Below are 16225 nucleotides of genomic sequence, written 5' to 3' on the forward strand. Positions count from 1 at the left end.
AATTATCGATCTTTACTTGACAGAAATGATGCGCATGCTTATAAACTCCACTCTATCATTAGACGGAACCACTTATGGGTGAGAGATATATTCCAATCGAGGCTATTTGAACCTTTTCATCCGATCTTGACTGGACAATATCAATTGCCAGAGCTTAATGGCGCTTACACATCAAAAAGATAAATTTCATTAGACAAAAAACTACGGACCTCTCTCGCTATGATGGTCGTGCGTAGAATTCGGCGCCACTAACGGCCGGGCTTCGCCTTGGATAAATAATTTAGAGATATTGGCTGATTAAACGGGGGCATGATGCGCGGGCGCTACATTCTGTATTCCATGGTGACTACTTGTCTATTTTTTCTAAACGCTATTCCCGCCAACGCAACGTGTGCGACTTTACCCAACAATTTAACGAACGGCCAAGTGGCGGATGCTAGCCAGGTGATGGCCAATTTCAACGCGTTACAGGGTTGTATTGGCCAACAAGGTAGTGTGAGTAGTGGCAACGCCGGGCAGATTGGCGTGTATGGTTCGAATGGGAACACGGTTTCTGGAGAAGCGCCTTCCGGCATGCTAGATTCAGCATTTGGCGCAACCCCGGGTTCTATCCTTTATCGTGGTACATCCGGGTGGGCTGCATTAACACCAGGGACGCCCGGCCAGCTACTTTCGACGGGCGGATCGAATGCCAATCCTGTCTGGACCAGCGCCAGTGGAGGGGGGAGTACAAGCCCTTTTTTTACCTCTTTGCAACCACCGTCTGCAAACGCCTTCTTACTTGTGACTGCAGCGGGTATCACAGCAACGCTCACAGATCTGCCAAGCGGTCGTGGAATGACCATGAATAATAATGGTAGCAGCACCAATACCATGTCGAGCATGGAGCAGCCCGTTTTATCGCAGTCAGCATTTACAGTCACAGCATGTGTATATCTTGCGTCGTCTCTTGCCAACAACTGGTTTATAGGTATTGGAGTTGCCGACAGCAGTGGCAAATACGATGCATTTGGCTGGCGGAATAATACCTATGGCCTAGGCGCGTTCAACGAGTTTCAGTTCAGTAGTATCAATACGTTCTATTCGGCGACAGCGTTCTTCGGAGCATTTAACCAGAACGGACCTGTCTGGTTAAGGCTTCAATTAACCGGTGGTAATTTTGTTTTTTCCGCGTCGTTTGATCAGGAGAACTGGGAAACGATCCAGACCGTGAGCGCGACACATTATCTTGGATCGGCTATTTCAAAAGTCGGATTAATTGTAGACAATAATAGTACACATCATATGATAGTCGACGCTTTCTCGTGGTCGCAAGTAACTCCCTGATTAATAATTTAATAAAAAAAATTTCAAGGACGCACTCATGGTCGCTGCCATTCGTACGTTTTTCCGCGTCATCATCGTAATTTTTATACTTATCTTGTCTAAACCCGCGTTGGCGGCCTGGGGCACTACCACCTCCAGCGGATGCGGGCAAAATTGCGCGTCTCCTCAGGACGTTTGCGACTTTTGGGGCGCTGCAGTCCTGGGATACTGTCTAGGGATTGGCCCCCCAATTTATAGCGCAACGGGAAAAATGATCGGGACACATTACTCGGTCAGTTTCGTTCAAGAATATCCGGTTATAGATGGCGAAGCCTTCCTGTTTTGCACGGCGCCTTACACATACGACGGATTAGCTCCAAGCGGCTGCTCCCTTGCCGTTACAGTCCCAGAGAAACAATTGGGATGTGGCTGCTCAGGTGAGGGAATGGTAGGAAATCCCATTACCTTGAATATTGGAAATAAATTTGAAGTAACGACCGATTTCGAAACAGACGGTCAAAACTCTTTAGCGTTCGTTCGTTACTACAACAGTCAGTCACAGCAGAAATCTTCCTTGGGTTTTAACTGGCGCTCCAACTTCGACCGGGGTTTTCGCTACAACGGCGGAGATGCTTCAACTTCAACAATCGTTTGGTTCACTCGACCCGATGGGGCGACATATTCATTTACCAACGTCTCCGGAGCGTGGCTGCCAAGTGATGTTGATGTCAATATGCAACTTACGTCATTGGGAGCATCGGGTTGGGTGCTGGCAGATCAGAACGACAATGTCGAGACATATACACTGAATGGCCAGCTGACTTCGATAAAGACGAGATCGGGCTACGAGCAGGATCTGACCTACGATGCCGATGGCAATCTTGTTTCGGTAACGGATTCTTTTGGTCGTACCCTTGCGTTTTCGGTCGTAAACGGGGTTATCCATACGATGACCGACCCCGACGGCAAGCTCTATACATATGGCTATGCGAATCTTCTCTCGACGTCAGACCAGCTGGTAAACGTCAACTTTCCTGGCAGCAATTCGCCGACCATTCAATATCTATATGAGAACGCCTCGTATCCGTACGCTCTTACAGGAATTGTCGACGAGAAGGGCACCCGCTATGCAACGTGGTCATACGATTCGACCATGCGCGCTGTTAGTAGTGAGCACGCAGGTGGCGTCGAAGCAACGTCCCTCGCCTATAACCTGAACAGCAACGGAGCAGGGACGGTTACAACGACGAACGCACTCGGCAAGGAGATGATCTACACGCTTGGCCTAGTTGCGGGAGCAGGAAAAATCACCGGAATTTCAGGCCCGGCAAGCGCGAACACGGCAGCGACATCGGAAAGCTTCACTTACGATAGCAACGGTTATATCGCGAGTCACACTGATAACAATGGAAATCTAACAAAATACGTTAATGACACACATGGCCATGTAACCAGCGAGACCGATGCCTCCGGGACGGAGCAGGCTCGAACCATTACTACCGCCTGGGATGCCATCTATAATTTGCCGACGGAAACCGTGCAACCGGGCTTGACAACCGACTACACGTATTCATCCGGCTTACTAACTACAAAATCTGAAACAGATACGACCACGACCACCGCTCCATACAGTACAAATGGAACGTTAAGGACGTGGACATACACCTATTTCCCAACCGGCCTTTTGCATACCGTTGATGGACCGCTTACCGGAACAGTTGATACGGTCGCCTACACCTATACGCCTCAAGGCTGCGTTGCCTCTTTCACCAATGAAGTGGGACAGGTCACCAGCATTACCTCCGTGAACGGACGCTGTGAGCCACTGTCTTCGGTCGATCCTAACGGCGTCGTGAGTAACTACACCTATGATGATCGCGGCCGCATCACCTCGGTAACAATAAATCCCGGTGCGGATCAATCTGAAACTGGCTTTACCTATGATCTCGCCGGAAACCTCACGGATGTTACTTTTCCGGATAGTTCCACACTGACCTACGCGTATGACGACGCGCATAGATTGACCGCTATCACCAATAATCTGGGAGAGAGCATCACTTACTCCCTTGACGCGATGGGCAATCGAACCGCTACGGCGATCAAATCAGCGTCGATGGTCATCACCAAGCAGCAATCGGCAACTTTCGATGAACTCGGCCGCCTGATGGCCGACATCGGTGCGGCGTCACAAACCACTACGTATAAGTACGATCTCAACAGTAATGAGACAGCCACGACCGATCCACGCGGCAAGGTCTATGGTCATACCTTCGATGTGTTAAATCGCTTATATCAGGAAGTCGATCCAGATTCCGGCTACACGACGACAGCCTTCAATGGCAAGGACGAGGTAATAGGCGTGACAGATGCCCGTTCGCTTGGGACTACGTACGTACGCGACGGGTTTGGGAACACCATCCAGAGGACGAGCCCGGACACTGGTATCGACAAATTCTGGTACGACTTGAGCGGCAACATTATCAGGAAGGTGGACGCGCGGGGCGTAGAAACGGATTTCGCATATGACGCCGCCAGTCGATTGATCAGTCAGACCTTTCCGACAGCGTCCTCGGAAAACGTTACGTTCGGTTATGACGCTACGGCGAACGGTAACAAGGGTGTCGGCCACCTGACGTCTTTCACCGACCCAAGCGGTTCGACGGCCTCGGTTTATGATGCGCTCGGACGAGTCGTATCCGACGCAAGGCTGGTTGCGGGTGTGTCTCATGTCATGACTTACACCTATGATCGTGCCGATAACATCCTCACAGAAACCTATCCCTCGGGCCGTATCGTCGCCTACGCGCGCGACGCGACGGGCCGCATTACCGCGGTAACGACGCAGCAGAATTCGGGTGCCGCGCAGGTCAGTATCGTAGCTGGCGCGAGTTACCAACCGTTTGGCCCACTCGCTGGCTTAACCTTTGGTAACGGTCTCGCTGCGTCAATCACGTCTGATCTGGATTACCAACCAACCGGTTTTAAGGTAACAAACGGTACGACGACGATCCAGAACATCACTAACGGCTTCGACGCGTCGGGCAATATCACATCGATCACCGACCACCTGGCGACCTCCCGCAGCCAGAACCTGGTTTACGACGATCTCAACCGTCTAGCGACCGCAAGCGGTACCTATGGCACACAAACCTACACCTACGATGGGGTAAGCAACCGACTATCGCGCAGTGCCAACGGTACGACGGAAGCCTATGCTTATCCATCCAGCTCCAACCGTTTGGCATCGGTCACCACCTCGGGAGGGAGCGCACGGAACTTTTCATATGAAGCGAGCGGTCAGATGTCGCAAGATGTGCGCGACAGCGGCCAAACCTACGTTTTTACGGTGAACGGAGACGGACGAGACGCCGCCGTCTCACTGAACGGCGAGGTGGCTGGCAGTTACCTTTACAATGCGCTGGGACAGCGGGTGCAGAAGATCGCGGGTGGTATCACCACCCAGTTGATATTCGATCGCGCTGGCCGCCTCATGGAAGAGACGGATGGTTATGGCGCAGTGCTGCGGGACTATGTCTGGTTGGACAGGGTTCCAGTGGCACTGGTGGATGACACTGGTTCAAGCCCGGTGATCTATTACATCCACACGGACCAGCTGGGCACGCCACAGAAGATGACTGATGGATCCGCGAATATTGTATGGGACAATGTTACGGATCCGTTCGGTAATTCGGTTGCGACACAGGGAACAAGCTGGAGCGCGGCGAACTGGGGCAGCTTCAACTGGGCTGGGACGATGCTGTCGTTGAGCAACCTCCGGTTCCCCGGGCAGTACTTTGACCGAGAGAGCGGGCTAAACCAGAACTGGAATCGGGACTACGATCCAACCACGGGGCGGTATGTGCAAAGCGACCCGGTGGGTTTGATTGGTGGCGTCAATACCTATCAATATTTAGCGAATCCTGTAACGTGGATTGATCCGTTCGGATTAGAGAAAACTTACCAGACATACACAAAGCTCAACCCAGTTACCGGAGAAGTCTATACAGGCAGAACTAGCGGCGATGGAGATCCGCTGGCGAACATCGCGAGGCGCGATCGATACCATCACATGGGTGATAGGGGTTTCGGGCCTGCAGTTCTTGACGTATCTTCCACAGATGCCTGCGCGATTCGCGGTCGGGAGCAATTGCTGATTGACGCGCACGGTGGCGCGCGCTCTATGGGCGGAACGTCGGGTAACGCAATCAACGGGATCTCGCCCTACAATCCTAAACTTTCAACGTTTTTGGGGGCTGCAGAAGCGGAGTTTGGCCCTATTGGCGGAAGCGGCGGCGGAGGAGCAAACCTCCCGCATGGAATTATTCCCGACCCGAAGACCGAGATTCCATACGAGTAAAAAATGGCGAAAATAAGAGGACGAGGCAAGGTCGGTGACGTTGTAAAAATCGACCTTGCGAATGGCATTTTCGGATACGGGCGAGTTTTACCCGAGCCCTTGATGGCTTTCTATGATCTCGGGTCAACTGAACCACTCACCTTGCCGGAAATCGTTGGCTCGCCAGTTTTGTTTCTGGTTAGCGTGATGTACCGTGCGATTAAGTCGGAGCAGTGGGAGGTCATTGGGACCTGTCCGCTTGAGGAGCGGCTTGCAATCAAGCCCAGGTTTTTTATGCACGACATGTTTAGCAAGAAATTTTCGATCTATTTCGAGGGAAAAATTACCCCTGCCTCTCGGGAAGACTGTTTGGGTCTCGAGCGGGCGGCGGTATGGGAAGCCGCCCACATCGAGGACCGTTTGCGCAACCACTTTGCCGGCGTGCCGGATCCGACAACGCAACGTTTGAAACTCCCTGATGCGTAGTGTATTTCGGCATACTGAAGAATAATGGGTTGCTGTCGCAAGCACCTTCGCCATGCTGACTTGGAGTGTAGGGCGCATCGCTGGAACCAACGTCCTAAAGCCGTAAAGTTTATTGCACCGGGAAGCTTGAGACCGACAGTGTTGCCGGCCTGATCCTAAAAGACTTTGCACTTCCAATCTTCGCTTCTGCAAGCCGCACATAGAATGAGATGGCTTTCGGCAGCCTAATCTGCATTATCAGGAAGTTAAGGTCGGGGCGTAGTTGCCTAATGGACCCGGACACCGATTAGCCGAGAATACTCGGCGCGAAGACATGTCTACAAGCAAGCAACGGCGTACGTTCCCCCCGAATGGAAGCACGCCCCGCATCCCTTGCCCTGGACCAGAGCTATAGGCGTTGCTTGCAGGGGATGGCGAAACCTACGTTCGAACGCGGATTTAGTAGCTCCTATCGTGCGTTGAGTCTTCTCACACTCCGTCGCAGGTCGCTATGTGGGACTGTGACGGTTGCAAGATGCTGGTGACGCTCGAAGTCGCGGAGCCGCAGTTGGACGATGATGGCGTCTACTTCATCTACCCTGTGCCCCGCAACCGCAATGGGCTGCAAGCATTGCCGAGACCGAACGCGAACGACCACTGGAGCAGGAGCAGGAGCAGGGTCACAAGTAAGGTATATTTGTCGGCGCCGCCCGGTTAGGGCCATATACGACTTGAATAATGATCGCGAATCTCACCGACGCATGGAGCAGCCTTAAGAACGTCCCGAACATCGTCGGAATATTCGTTGCAGGCATGACTGCTGTGGCCGGCGCAACGGGCGCGCTATTTGGCGTTGTAATCACCGCGCTGGTAAGCCTGCGCAATACGCGCAAGACGCTCGACGGTCAGCGCGTTACTGCCGCCCGATCTGCGTCCACGTTCATTGGCGACAAGCGCCAAAAGTGGATAGACGACCTTCGAGACGACATGGCCCTTTTCATAGCGAACACGCATGAGCTCGTGGCCATCTGGCTAATGTTCGTAATAGAGCAGGAAGATGACAACACTGTTAACCCGATGGATGCTGCGAGGGTCGCGCGTGAGCATCTGAAAGCGCACATTAAGTTGAATCGGGACAACACAGAGCGCGACGCCGCGCACCAACAGGTTTTAACACGAATACGATTTCGGCTGAACCCATTAGAAACAGAACATCTCGAATTACTGAAGACGCTATATCGGGTGGGGCACGCATTAGAAACCATGGTAAACGGTATAGCGAGGCGTGAGATTCTAGCAACTAAGTTGTCATCAGACATTTATCAAGATCTTGATAAATGCGCTGCCTACACCACGGCGATATTTAAAGGGGAATGGAACCGAATCGCTCGAGAAGTCGCGGAGCCTGAGAAATTGCTTGAGTCGATAATTGCAAAGCCCTTGCTCAACGTTGGCGCCTTAGCGGCCGAACTGCAAAAGAGGAGGCTTAGTATCCGTCCCACGTCTGTAGCGAGTAAGTCAAGAAGGGGGCAGACGCCATGAGTATCCACACGGCGGGGTGGGCAATCATCGGCTCCGTGTCCATCGGCGCCCTGTCCATCCTCGGCAACATCTACCTTGCTTTCAAGAGCCGCAACCAGGTGATTGACCAAGCGGCCAGCCAATTCAAGCAAGCCGCCGCGTCTCTCGACGTGCAACGAACCTCTACAGCACGCGCAGCATCCACGTTCATCGCTGACAAGCGCCAAAAGTGGATAGATGAACTGCGCACGGAAACCTCCCACTATATAGCGCTGACGCTGGAACTGACGGAAGCCTGGAAGCGTCTCTGCGACGCGATGAACGAAGTATGGTACGAGGTGAATCGAAGCCCGCAGGACCAGCTTGATGAATGCGCAGATTTGCGCTCCAAGTTTGAGCACAGCATCGCGGCAAGCAACAGCGAGCACTATCAGCTTCTGGTTCGCGTCACCATGCGACTGAACAATGACGAGTTGACCCACCAAGGTTTGATTAATGCTCTCAGGAAGCTGCGCGGCCTACTCGCTGACCTCCAAGTGCGTGCGCAGCAGGATAGGACTGACATTCGTGATCTATTGATCCTAACGGAAAGCGAGTCTCAGTTCGCAACCGGCTTTACCAAGTCGATCCTCAAGGAAGAATGGCAGAAGTTGAAGCGCGAAGTAGCCGATCCTGAGCGTCTGATTGCGGACATCCTCGCTACCGGCCCATCTCTAGACTACGGCTTAGAGACGCTCGTTCGTAAGGGAGTAGCTCGCGTATCCTCACCGCTCTCAACTGTTGCGCCAGCGCCGACTTCAGCCCCTCCCAGCTCTAACCCATAACGCTAAATCCTCCCACGACTTCACCTCAACTTCGGGAAGGTCGGTATTCCGTTGCTGCGAACCTTCGGTATGGCTGTCCCCCGGTGCCGGTAATTGTGGACCCTGAATGTCCCGCCTGCAGGAGTAGCTAGCTGAAGCGCTGCGACGACCGTCACCCGAGTCACCCAGATCTCCTAAGCGGCCGTAGATGCTGGAATTGCCACCGTTCGTTGCCCGCAAGGCTTGCATCATCGATCAGACCACAGAAATCAACGCGTGAGCATTGCACAAGTGCGAATAGTCAAAGCTGTTGATCTATACAGCCCGACGGCAGATAACGATGACAACAACGGGCAAGTCGAGTTGAACCGATCGGGCGCATTACTTGGGAGTGGACATTCGATACCGGATAGATGGCTGTCGAGTAGTCGCTACTATCATGCTAATCTTGCCGTTTCGTGTGAAATAGCGATATTGAGCTTATGGCGGATGCAACGGCTGTGACAAGCGTGGATTGGATAACCGTAGTTGCGTCCAGCGCTGTAATCAGCGCCTTTGTCAACGTATGTTGGGGCGCAGCTTCGAAGTTGCTGGATCGCGCACGAGAAAATGCGAAGGACAAACATCGGATTGATCATGTCAAACTCGCCGTTGCACAGCAGCTCGAAGCCTTTGCGAAGAGCTGCCACACCTACATCGAAGACGTTCAGGAAGCGATCGGCAGATATCACAATCACGAAGAGAAAGCTTTCGATAATATCCAAGGGGCGTTCGTCCTCCGGTTCGACCCTGAACCTAAATGGGAAGAGCTATCGGTGGGGTTCGTCTCAACCGTCAAAGCGATGCCCCGCGAGTTTGACTACTCAGCCGAGTGGATTGGTCGCGCAGGCCTATGGGCTGGCATTGACGACCAATATGAATTCGAGTCTGAGCGGGCAGCGTATTACGGTTTGAAGGCTATGCGTGTCGCGGCAAGCGTGCGCAACGAGATCGGCGCCGTCGGTGATAGTCGCTTGCAGATGGCCGCTGCCGAGCGGTCGTTTCGAAAGTTGATAGAGACCAAACGGAAGGGTTTTAGAGTAAGCGGCGACGACATAGACGTCCTTCCTGAATTACGAGCCATGTTCATACAAGAGTCGGAACATTGGCTGACAAAACCACGGATCGACACAGTGCCAGATGTTGATGTTGACTTAGCGTAACGCGCGGCTGGGTCGCCGGATCACGAAAAAGCCGAGCTAATTCGCTCTAGCGCTATGAGGCAAGCTTTACCACACTCGGACGCCATTCTTGACATGCGGATTGTGGCGGGCAGACCAAGCGGTAAATCGTCGGTACTATTTGGCGTCATCGGTCGCATTAATGTCGCGTCGACAGGTCAGGGCTCCTGGCTGCTCGCCACGCGCAGAAACGCACGCGTATTAAGAGCAAACATTCTGGGGAAGCGGATATATGACGATCGCGGGGTTCGACAAACAGGCGATTCGCGAGCAACTTAAGGTCGCGCTATCAGCCGCGCAACCAGTGCGCACGCCAGAGAAACTCAAGGGCCGGGAGCGTGAGCTAGAGGACATCGATCGCGCCATATCGGCCCGTGGGCGCAACATCTTCATTTTTGGCGACCGTGGCGTTGGCAAAAGTTCATTAGGCGCAACCGCAGCCTACGAGTACCAGAGCGCGGACAATCGCCCCATAATTGTAGGCGGCTCACCCAACGAGACCTTCGATTCCATCATCGCTAATATCGCGAATCAAGCGATCGGGTACTCGCGGACAACTAACGTCAAGGAGCAGTCCGGTATCTCGCTTGAGTGGCGCGGGCTGAAGTGGCAGCAGGGCCGAGAGGTTAGCGCCAAAGATGTGAAGGAGCAACTCAGAACGGTCGGCGACGCAGTAGATTTGCTTGGGGAAGTTGCGCGCGTGCATTCGAAGCAGCCCGTCGTCGTTATCGACGAGTTCGACACAATTCCAGACACGGAAGAACGCAACCGGTTCGCGGCACTACTCAAAGCGCTCGGCGACCGCGAAGTGGACCTCAAATTCATCTTCACAGGCGTTGGGCGCTCGCTCGAAGGACTGCTCGGAGCGCATCAATCGGCCTACCGCCAACTCGCAACGTTCGAGGTACACCGCCTTGGCTGGGATGCGCGACGCGAGATTGTCATCCAAGCAGCGCAGGAATTCGGGTTGGATGTGGACAACGATGTGAACTGGCGCATTGCGATTGTCAGTGACGGTTTCCCGCACTACGTGCACTTGATCACCGAGCATATGATATGGCAGGCCTTCGATGACGACGGCGACTGCGACACGCTGGGGCCGCACCATTACCAGTTGGGCTTGCGAAAGGCAATCGAGCAAATCAATGTCGAGTTGAAGCGCCCGTACGAACGAGCTGTGCTGCATCGGGCACCCGAGTGGGAGGACCTCGTTTGGGCAACTGCTGACGGCGAGGACTTGATCCGGCCGAGCAAGGACATTCAGCACTCTTACCGGTCGATTGTCGAGCGTCGCAACAGTCCAGTAATACTCGAGAACGGAAAGTTCGCGGAATCACTGCGTCGACTAAAGGCAGAAAACTATGGCTCGGTACTAGAGGGGGTGCCCCAACGACAGGGCTGGTACACGTACCGGGAAAAGATGCTGCGAGGCTTTGTACGTATGCAGGCCGAGGCGTCAGGTATCGAGCTTAATGGCGAGGTCCCGCTGCAGCGGCAGCGAATGCATGTGCCGGCGAACATGCGAAGCGGATACCAAGAGGCGCGCGTACCGAGCAACGTTCGTCTGCGCGACGATCGCAAGAGGTGAGACTGCGCAACACACGTTGCCCGAGCTAAGTACCGCACGGTGCACTTCGAACGCCCCTCGTAAACGGTGAGACGGTAGGCTCGGCTCGCAACGTCGTGATCCTGGCGCCGGAATACGCGAAGGTCAAAGCTGTGCTGGTGACTTCAATATTTGGATACCGTACACCCTTTACCCCCGGACAAACAATGATGCACACCGACACTCCACTCCATCTGGATATTGCGCAAGCTCCAGCGCGATGCCTATGGCTTCTCGACAGAAATCTGGTGGAGTGGATCATGCAAGCGAATGGAGCCAACCCGAAGCTAGACGACGCGAAGCGGGCTATGCTGACCGCGCTATCCACGATCGATCACAAGGGAAGCTACATCAGCCCGCTGGTTTCGATCATCGAAGGTGAGAAAGGGCGGTTTGATACGGCTGAGGAGAAGGCCGAATGTCTAGAAGCGGAAACCGCGGCGGTTCGAAAATTTTTTAAAGCCGCGACTCTTGATTCTGACTACCTTAAAGCAAACGAATCCCTCGCCTCACTCGTCTTTACTCAACATCGGGAAGGCTTCGGGACGCAACGAGAGATTTTTTTTCGACAGGCGCGAGGCCTGCTTGTTGAAATAGCTAAAAAAGTAGAGCGAAAGCGCATTCAAGAACAACTCATCACCATCGCGACGTCCGTAGGGCTGGCGCTCAATGACCCCATTCTCGTTTTTTCTATCGCGTGCCTGCATCAAAATGATTGCGCACGAGATGTGCTCAAACCGCGAGACGACTCGATTTTCAATGCGCTCAATGACGTGCATCTGGTAAGCCGAATCTCCGCCGTAATGGCCGTTGGACTGGCACATGATTCAAGTCTCTCGTTCGGCTTTCTGACCGGAGATATCGGATTGCGAGAAGTCCTGCGTTTCGTGCAGTTCGGCACCCCAAAGATCTCTGAGGACGGCACGGTTTTCACCGAACTCAAATACTCTGCCGATCTATACCGTGGCCTCGGACAGGACGAACGCGAGCTGCTGAAGAATCGCCTCGAACTACCAGCACCCTTCGACAGCGATAATTTAGAGCCAGCGCACACTTACGAGTCAATCACGGCAGGCACGGAAGCAGCTTGTCACGAGTCTATGGGTATAGCCGCCCAACTCGCCGCAGCTGGAAAGATGCAAGAATGGGCGATGCAGCGAGCAGTGGCAAGTGGGCTAATAATCTCGTGGCAGTGGTTGACGAAAGACAGCGTTAGCCGTGCAACGTGGAAGGTGGATCGTCAACGCTTGGATGCTATCGTTTTCCCTGAAAGTTCAATGTCGCGCGAAGCTCAGACGCGACATCCATAATAGAAAGATCTGTTGTTTATATCGATCGACAGGGGAAAAAGAGGCATTGATTCGGACAGACATACCGCACCCCAAAAAAACGCGGTGTAAGTCATCGATCAGGCGGCAACAGCGTCCTTGCGCGCCAACATAGTAACGAGTGTCGCATCGCTGGACTTCACCAGTTCCGCGCGCACCTGCCTAATGGCGTGTTCTTGCCGCTCGAAGAACTCACGCGCGCTCTGCATCGTGGGATGGCGATGCAAAGCCTCAAGGAACGTCGCGAGGACTGACTTAAGATAAAACTCCAGATTTGCACAGAGGAGTGTCGCGTCAACCATTCGCTGTGCGCTATGCACAATGTCACATCGCGCACGGTAGATCCGTTGCACATGCCAGCGCAGGCGGCGCTCGTGATTGGCAAGCGCTGCTGCGAGCTTGGCCTTGTCCGTCAATATTCCAAAAAGGCGTCTCAGATGAACGAGGACGAACGGACGGTCTGCGCATGCAGCCTCGATGGCAGCGCGCTGCGCCTGGTCCTGCAAAAATGCGTAGAAAGCTGCAAGACCCAGACTTTTCAATTCTACGGGCGTCCCGGCCGCGTCAGTGAGTTCGATCTTCAACTGGTCCACAAGCAGGACGCGCAGGGCCAACAGCAGTTTCGGCAGGTAGGATAGGGTGACCGTTGGTGCCAGCGAGTGCTCGACGCCTGCCCCGATCCCGTCCGACGCTCCTCCGCTGCCCTTGACCAAATATTCAATCGCGGTCCACCAGTTAATCAGCTTGTTTTCGAAGTTGGAGGTCTCCGCGCCGATCCGGTACAGGCGAAACGCCGAGTAGATTCGGTCCTTCGTATCGGCACTAAGGGTACCGCTGCCAACCAGTTCCTGAAGCCGTCGCATAAAGATGCCGAGTTGCTCTTCGCCTAACGAAGAATCCGGATTCGGGACGGTGCCTGGCAACGGCAACAGGATATGTTTGCCCGGCTTCTCGACCAGAAAGCTGTCGGCGAGTTGGAGGTTCTTGCGCTCATAGTCGTAACGGACCACATCTAGAACCGCCGCGATGCGATCGCTTGCAATTGAGCCAGCGATCCGTCCGTCCTGCGCTTCAACCACCATTGTGGCGAACAGCCGTCCGCCGACTGCCCGGGCATAGCGTTGAACATAGCCGCTTGACCGCGCGCCTAAGTCCGGCGGATTCACGCTAAACGCGATCGAGCCGACCTGCTCGGGAAAGCTTGTAGGCTTGCTCACGTTGCTGATCGCAAATGTGACGCGATACGGTTTTGGTTCTGCCGTGAGCCGTTGGAAAACCTCGGCCAAGGCCACGTCGAACGCATAGGGTTTGCCAGAGGCACCAGCATCCACCGGCAGCAGCAGCGACCGGTAAAGCGTAAAAAGGGACGCAAAACTCCAGCCTTGGTTGACGAGGGTGCTCAACAGCGTGGACAGTACCGCCTCTATTTTGACCAGATGCGGCTCGACCTCATCAAAGTTGCTTCCCTCGTCGACGACAGAAAGCTCGCGAGAGAGCCAGGCGATGCATCTGGCAACGAAGTGCCGCTCCAACGCGTCAAGCAGTTCGCGCCCAAAAGCGTCGATCAGCGACCGGTGTTTCATCAGGGACGCGCCGGCCGCCTTCGCGGCATCGGCGGCCTTTGAACCTTCGTCCGCCGGCTTCGACTGTTTGCCACCGAGCGCATCGTCGAGCAACGCACACAATTGCGCCGCGACCGGATTGAAAACCGGATCGCCCAGAATGGTTTGGTCCGCGAGGATCTCTCGCGCTTCGAGGGCAACCCGGCCGATGTCCGGCTCCTTCGCATGCTCGACGTCGAACATTTTCAGCAACTCGCGAACGATGTTCACCGGATTCATAGCGCGAACACGGAAGGCGTCAAGGGAGGCTTCGTGCACTAGATTGAACCAGCAATCGCAGAAGAACCGCTGGCGAGGCGTCAGTAAGGCCTCTACGTTGTCGATCCGACGGTCGGTGCGCATCGGTTGCCCAGTTGGTGAGAAAGTTGTATTCTACTGATTCAGCCAGTGAAACTTTCTTGGCGTCAGAAAAATGGGGTTAGGGCTTGCTGGTCTGGACGTCGTTCCGCAGCATTCTCCGCCCCGCCTTCACCACGGCCCGCCTTATGCGGGCCGTTTTTTTGCCCCTTGAAAGTCTGATAATTCTTACTATTAGACTTGCATTTGGGCGGTCGAGCACATTCCTGGCAAAGTGGGTGGCGATGTGACCCGTTGTCGGTCAGTGTCGTTAGCGCATTCTGGTAACTTGATTACGGCGGGTCCCCCAAATGCAAAGGCCGCGCATGGTCTGATGAGGAGCGTCTCATGAGCGTTCTGGATGTCGCGGACGCTTCGTTGCCAGATGGGCGCTCGGTATCTCTTACCCTGTCGGCGCGCGGCTGCCAGTTTGAAGGTGCGATCGCACTGCACCGCGCCGAAAGAATATCTCCGGCTACCCGCGGATGCCGACGCAGCGCGGACTTTTGTGGATGGCCGAGAGCGGATCGTTGCCTTAGCTCAAAGAACGTGGCTGGCGAGTCAGGATACGGTGGTACGACGGGACACCCACGCTTTTGTCGTCCGGTGATCCGGGCTACGTTCAAGTCCAGACGACGAGACCGCAGCCGACCCAGCGTCGTCGGGGATCAACTACACCCTATGTCCATGACGATTGATCCCTGGGAAGCGAACTTTGGGGATCGTGGACGTCAATCCGGTCCGCAGGGGTCAGGTCGTCGACATACATGACTAGGTTGACCCCTTCGGCGGACAGGCGAGACCGGAACAGGCTGCCTTTTGCCCCAGCGGTGACGACTTCATCAGCGATGATCCAGCTTGGCGGTTCGATGCGCTGGTTAAACCAACAGCCGCGCCACTCGCAATAGAACTCTTCCCACACGGGCGACCAGACGCCGCCCTGAAAGCCACCTGTGAAATCAACGACCGGATCGGCAGTAACTCGGTAGCTGACGAGCGTCCCGGGTGGCATCAATGGGGAAATCTGCTCGTATTCCGATACCGCAGTCTGGACGTCCAGGGCTAGGTAGAGCGCGTTCAGTCCGATGCGGTTGACGCGACCGCCGCGCCGGCGCCGCTGGTCGGCGCTACAGCCCACTTGGGCACGTGCATACGGTACGCCGTGAGGCCGGACAGGTTAGTGAGAATCATCCCGCTGCGCCCGCCTCGAGCGACGACACGTAACGAAGCAGGTCGTCCGTCCGGCCATCGGATACCAGCTGTTCGGCCGTCTGGTAATCGAATACCGGCAGAGGCTCGTTTCTATACCAGAACAAAGCCTGACCGACATCGCCCGAGATATCGGTGGCTGCCCGGATGACCCGGAGTGCGTCGCGCAGGAACCGCTGGACGCTTTCCGAGCCGGGCTGGCGGCTCAGGGTATTTCGATGCACGTGCGCCTGCTCGGCGAGTGTCTGCAGATCGATGTGGAGCACCTCGCCGAAGCGGCGCGCTGACAGGATCGGCGCGGGGTTGTCGGGATCGCGCAGTGAGGCCATGAACTGGTCAAAGCTGGCGCGCGTCGTTGCGCCGGCGTGAGTGGAATCCGGGCTCATAAGCAATACTCCATGCACAAAATATGCACAAGAATAGCACAGAGTATGCTACAAAAAAGCAGCATGTCGGCCAGCGCAACTCAGGCTA

The 16225-nt window shown here is 54.8% G+C and carries 11 protein-coding genes; 8 read left to right on the plus strand and 3 right to left on the minus strand.

Annotation, left to right across the window (positions count from 1 at the left end; translation table 11 throughout):
- Positions 1-426 precede the first annotated feature (426 nt).
- From BLS41_RS38845 to BLS41_RS37415, 8 genes are all read left to right on the plus strand, one after another.
- The gene (locus BLS41_RS38845) at positions 427-1326 is read left to right on the plus strand and encodes a hypothetical protein (RefSeq protein ID WP_143026510.1); all 900 of its coding nucleotides are present in this window, start codon (positions 427-429) and stop codon (positions 1324-1326) included.
- Between the two features lie 37 nt (positions 1327-1363).
- Complete coding sequence (locus BLS41_RS37380; RefSeq protein ID WP_083380294.1) at positions 1364-5662, plus strand: RHS repeat-associated core domain-containing protein; 4299 nt, start codon at positions 1364-1366, stop codon at positions 5660-5662.
- 3 nt (positions 5663-5665) lie between these two features.
- Entirely contained in the window at positions 5666-6127 is a 462-nt protein-coding gene (locus BLS41_RS37385) for an immunity 26/phosphotriesterase HocA family protein (RefSeq protein WP_074774577.1), read from the plus strand.
- 717 nt (positions 6128-6844) lie between these two features.
- Positions 6845-7648: a hypothetical protein gene (locus tag BLS41_RS37395; RefSeq protein ID WP_074774583.1), complete on the plus strand. Its 804-nt coding sequence runs from the start codon at positions 6845-6847 to the stop codon at positions 7646-7648.
- A complete protein-coding gene (locus BLS41_RS37400) occupies positions 7645-8451 on the plus strand; it encodes a hypothetical protein (protein WP_074774586.1) in 807 nt (268 codons plus the stop codon). Before BLS41_RS37395 ends, BLS41_RS37400 begins: the two co-directional genes overlap by 4 nt.
- Positions 8452-8912: 461 nt before the next feature.
- Positions 8913-9632 carry a hypothetical protein gene (locus BLS41_RS37405; protein ID WP_074774589.1) on the plus strand — a complete coding sequence of 240 codons (720 nt, stop codon included), beginning with the start codon at positions 8913-8915 and terminating at the stop codon, positions 9630-9632.
- A gap of 250 nt (positions 9633-9882) precedes the next feature.
- Positions 9883-11238 (plus strand): AAA family ATPase, encoded by a 1356-nt coding sequence (locus BLS41_RS37410; protein ID WP_074774592.1) that lies wholly within the window; start codon positions 9883-9885, stop codon positions 11236-11238.
- Between the two features lie 185 nt (positions 11239-11423).
- On the plus strand, positions 11424-12566 hold the full coding sequence (locus BLS41_RS37415) for a hypothetical protein (RefSeq protein ID WP_074774595.1): 1143 nt from the start codon (positions 11424-11426) through the stop codon (positions 12564-12566).
- Positions 12567-12664: 98 nt separating this feature from the next.
- On the opposite strand, the gene BLS41_RS37420 is transcribed toward BLS41_RS37415, so the two are convergent.
- From BLS41_RS37420 to BLS41_RS37430, 3 genes are all read right to left on the minus strand, one after another.
- Positions 12665-14548, minus strand: coding sequence for a hypothetical protein (locus tag BLS41_RS37420; RefSeq protein ID WP_143026511.1), 1884 nt, complete (start codon positions 14546-14548; stop codon positions 12665-12667).
- Between the two features lie 673 nt (positions 14549-15221).
- Positions 15222-15680: an RES family NAD+ phosphorylase gene (locus BLS41_RS37425; RefSeq protein WP_253189937.1), complete on the minus strand. Its 459-nt coding sequence runs from the start codon at positions 15678-15680 to the stop codon at positions 15222-15224.
- Between the two features lie 49 nt (positions 15681-15729).
- A complete protein-coding gene (locus tag BLS41_RS37430; protein WP_074774601.1) occupies positions 15730-16137 on the minus strand; it encodes a DUF2384 domain-containing protein in 408 nt (135 codons plus the stop codon).
- Positions 16138-16225: the final 88 nt, after the last annotated feature.

Source organism: Paraburkholderia fungorum (assembly GCF_900099835.1).
Taxonomy (GTDB): domain Bacteria; phylum Pseudomonadota; class Gammaproteobacteria; order Burkholderiales; family Burkholderiaceae; genus Paraburkholderia; species Paraburkholderia fungorum_A.

Excerpts from the sequence above, each read along its gene's own strand:
- BLS41_RS37380 (WP_083380294.1), top strand. The coding sequence starts at position 1,364 with ATGGTCGCTGCCATTCGTACGTTTTTCCGCGTCATCATCGTAATTTTT.
- BLS41_RS37385 (WP_074774577.1), top strand. The coding sequence starts at position 5,666 with ATGGCGAAAATAAGAGGACGAGGCAAGGTCGGTGACGTTGTAAAAATC.
- BLS41_RS37395 (WP_074774583.1), top strand. The coding sequence starts at position 6,845 with ATGATCGCGAATCTCACCGACGCATGGAGCAGCCTTAAGAACGTCCCG.
- BLS41_RS37400 (WP_074774586.1), top strand. The coding sequence starts at position 7,645 with ATGAGTATCCACACGGCGGGGTGGGCAATCATCGGCTCCGTGTCCATC.
- BLS41_RS37405 (WP_074774589.1), top strand. The coding sequence starts at position 8,913 with ATGGCGGATGCAACGGCTGTGACAAGCGTGGATTGGATAACCGTAGTT.
- BLS41_RS37410 (WP_074774592.1), top strand. The coding sequence starts at position 9,883 with ATGACGATCGCGGGGTTCGACAAACAGGCGATTCGCGAGCAACTTAAG.
- BLS41_RS37415 (WP_074774595.1), top strand. The coding sequence starts at position 11,424 with ATGATGCACACCGACACTCCACTCCATCTGGATATTGCGCAAGCTCCA.
- BLS41_RS37420 (WP_143026511.1), bottom strand. The coding sequence starts at position 14,548 with ATGCGCACCGACCGTCGGATCGACAACGTAGAGGCCTTACTGACGCCT.
- BLS41_RS37430 (WP_074774601.1), bottom strand. The coding sequence starts at position 16,137 with ATGAGCCCGGATTCCACTCACGCCGGCGCAACGACGCGCGCCAGCTTT.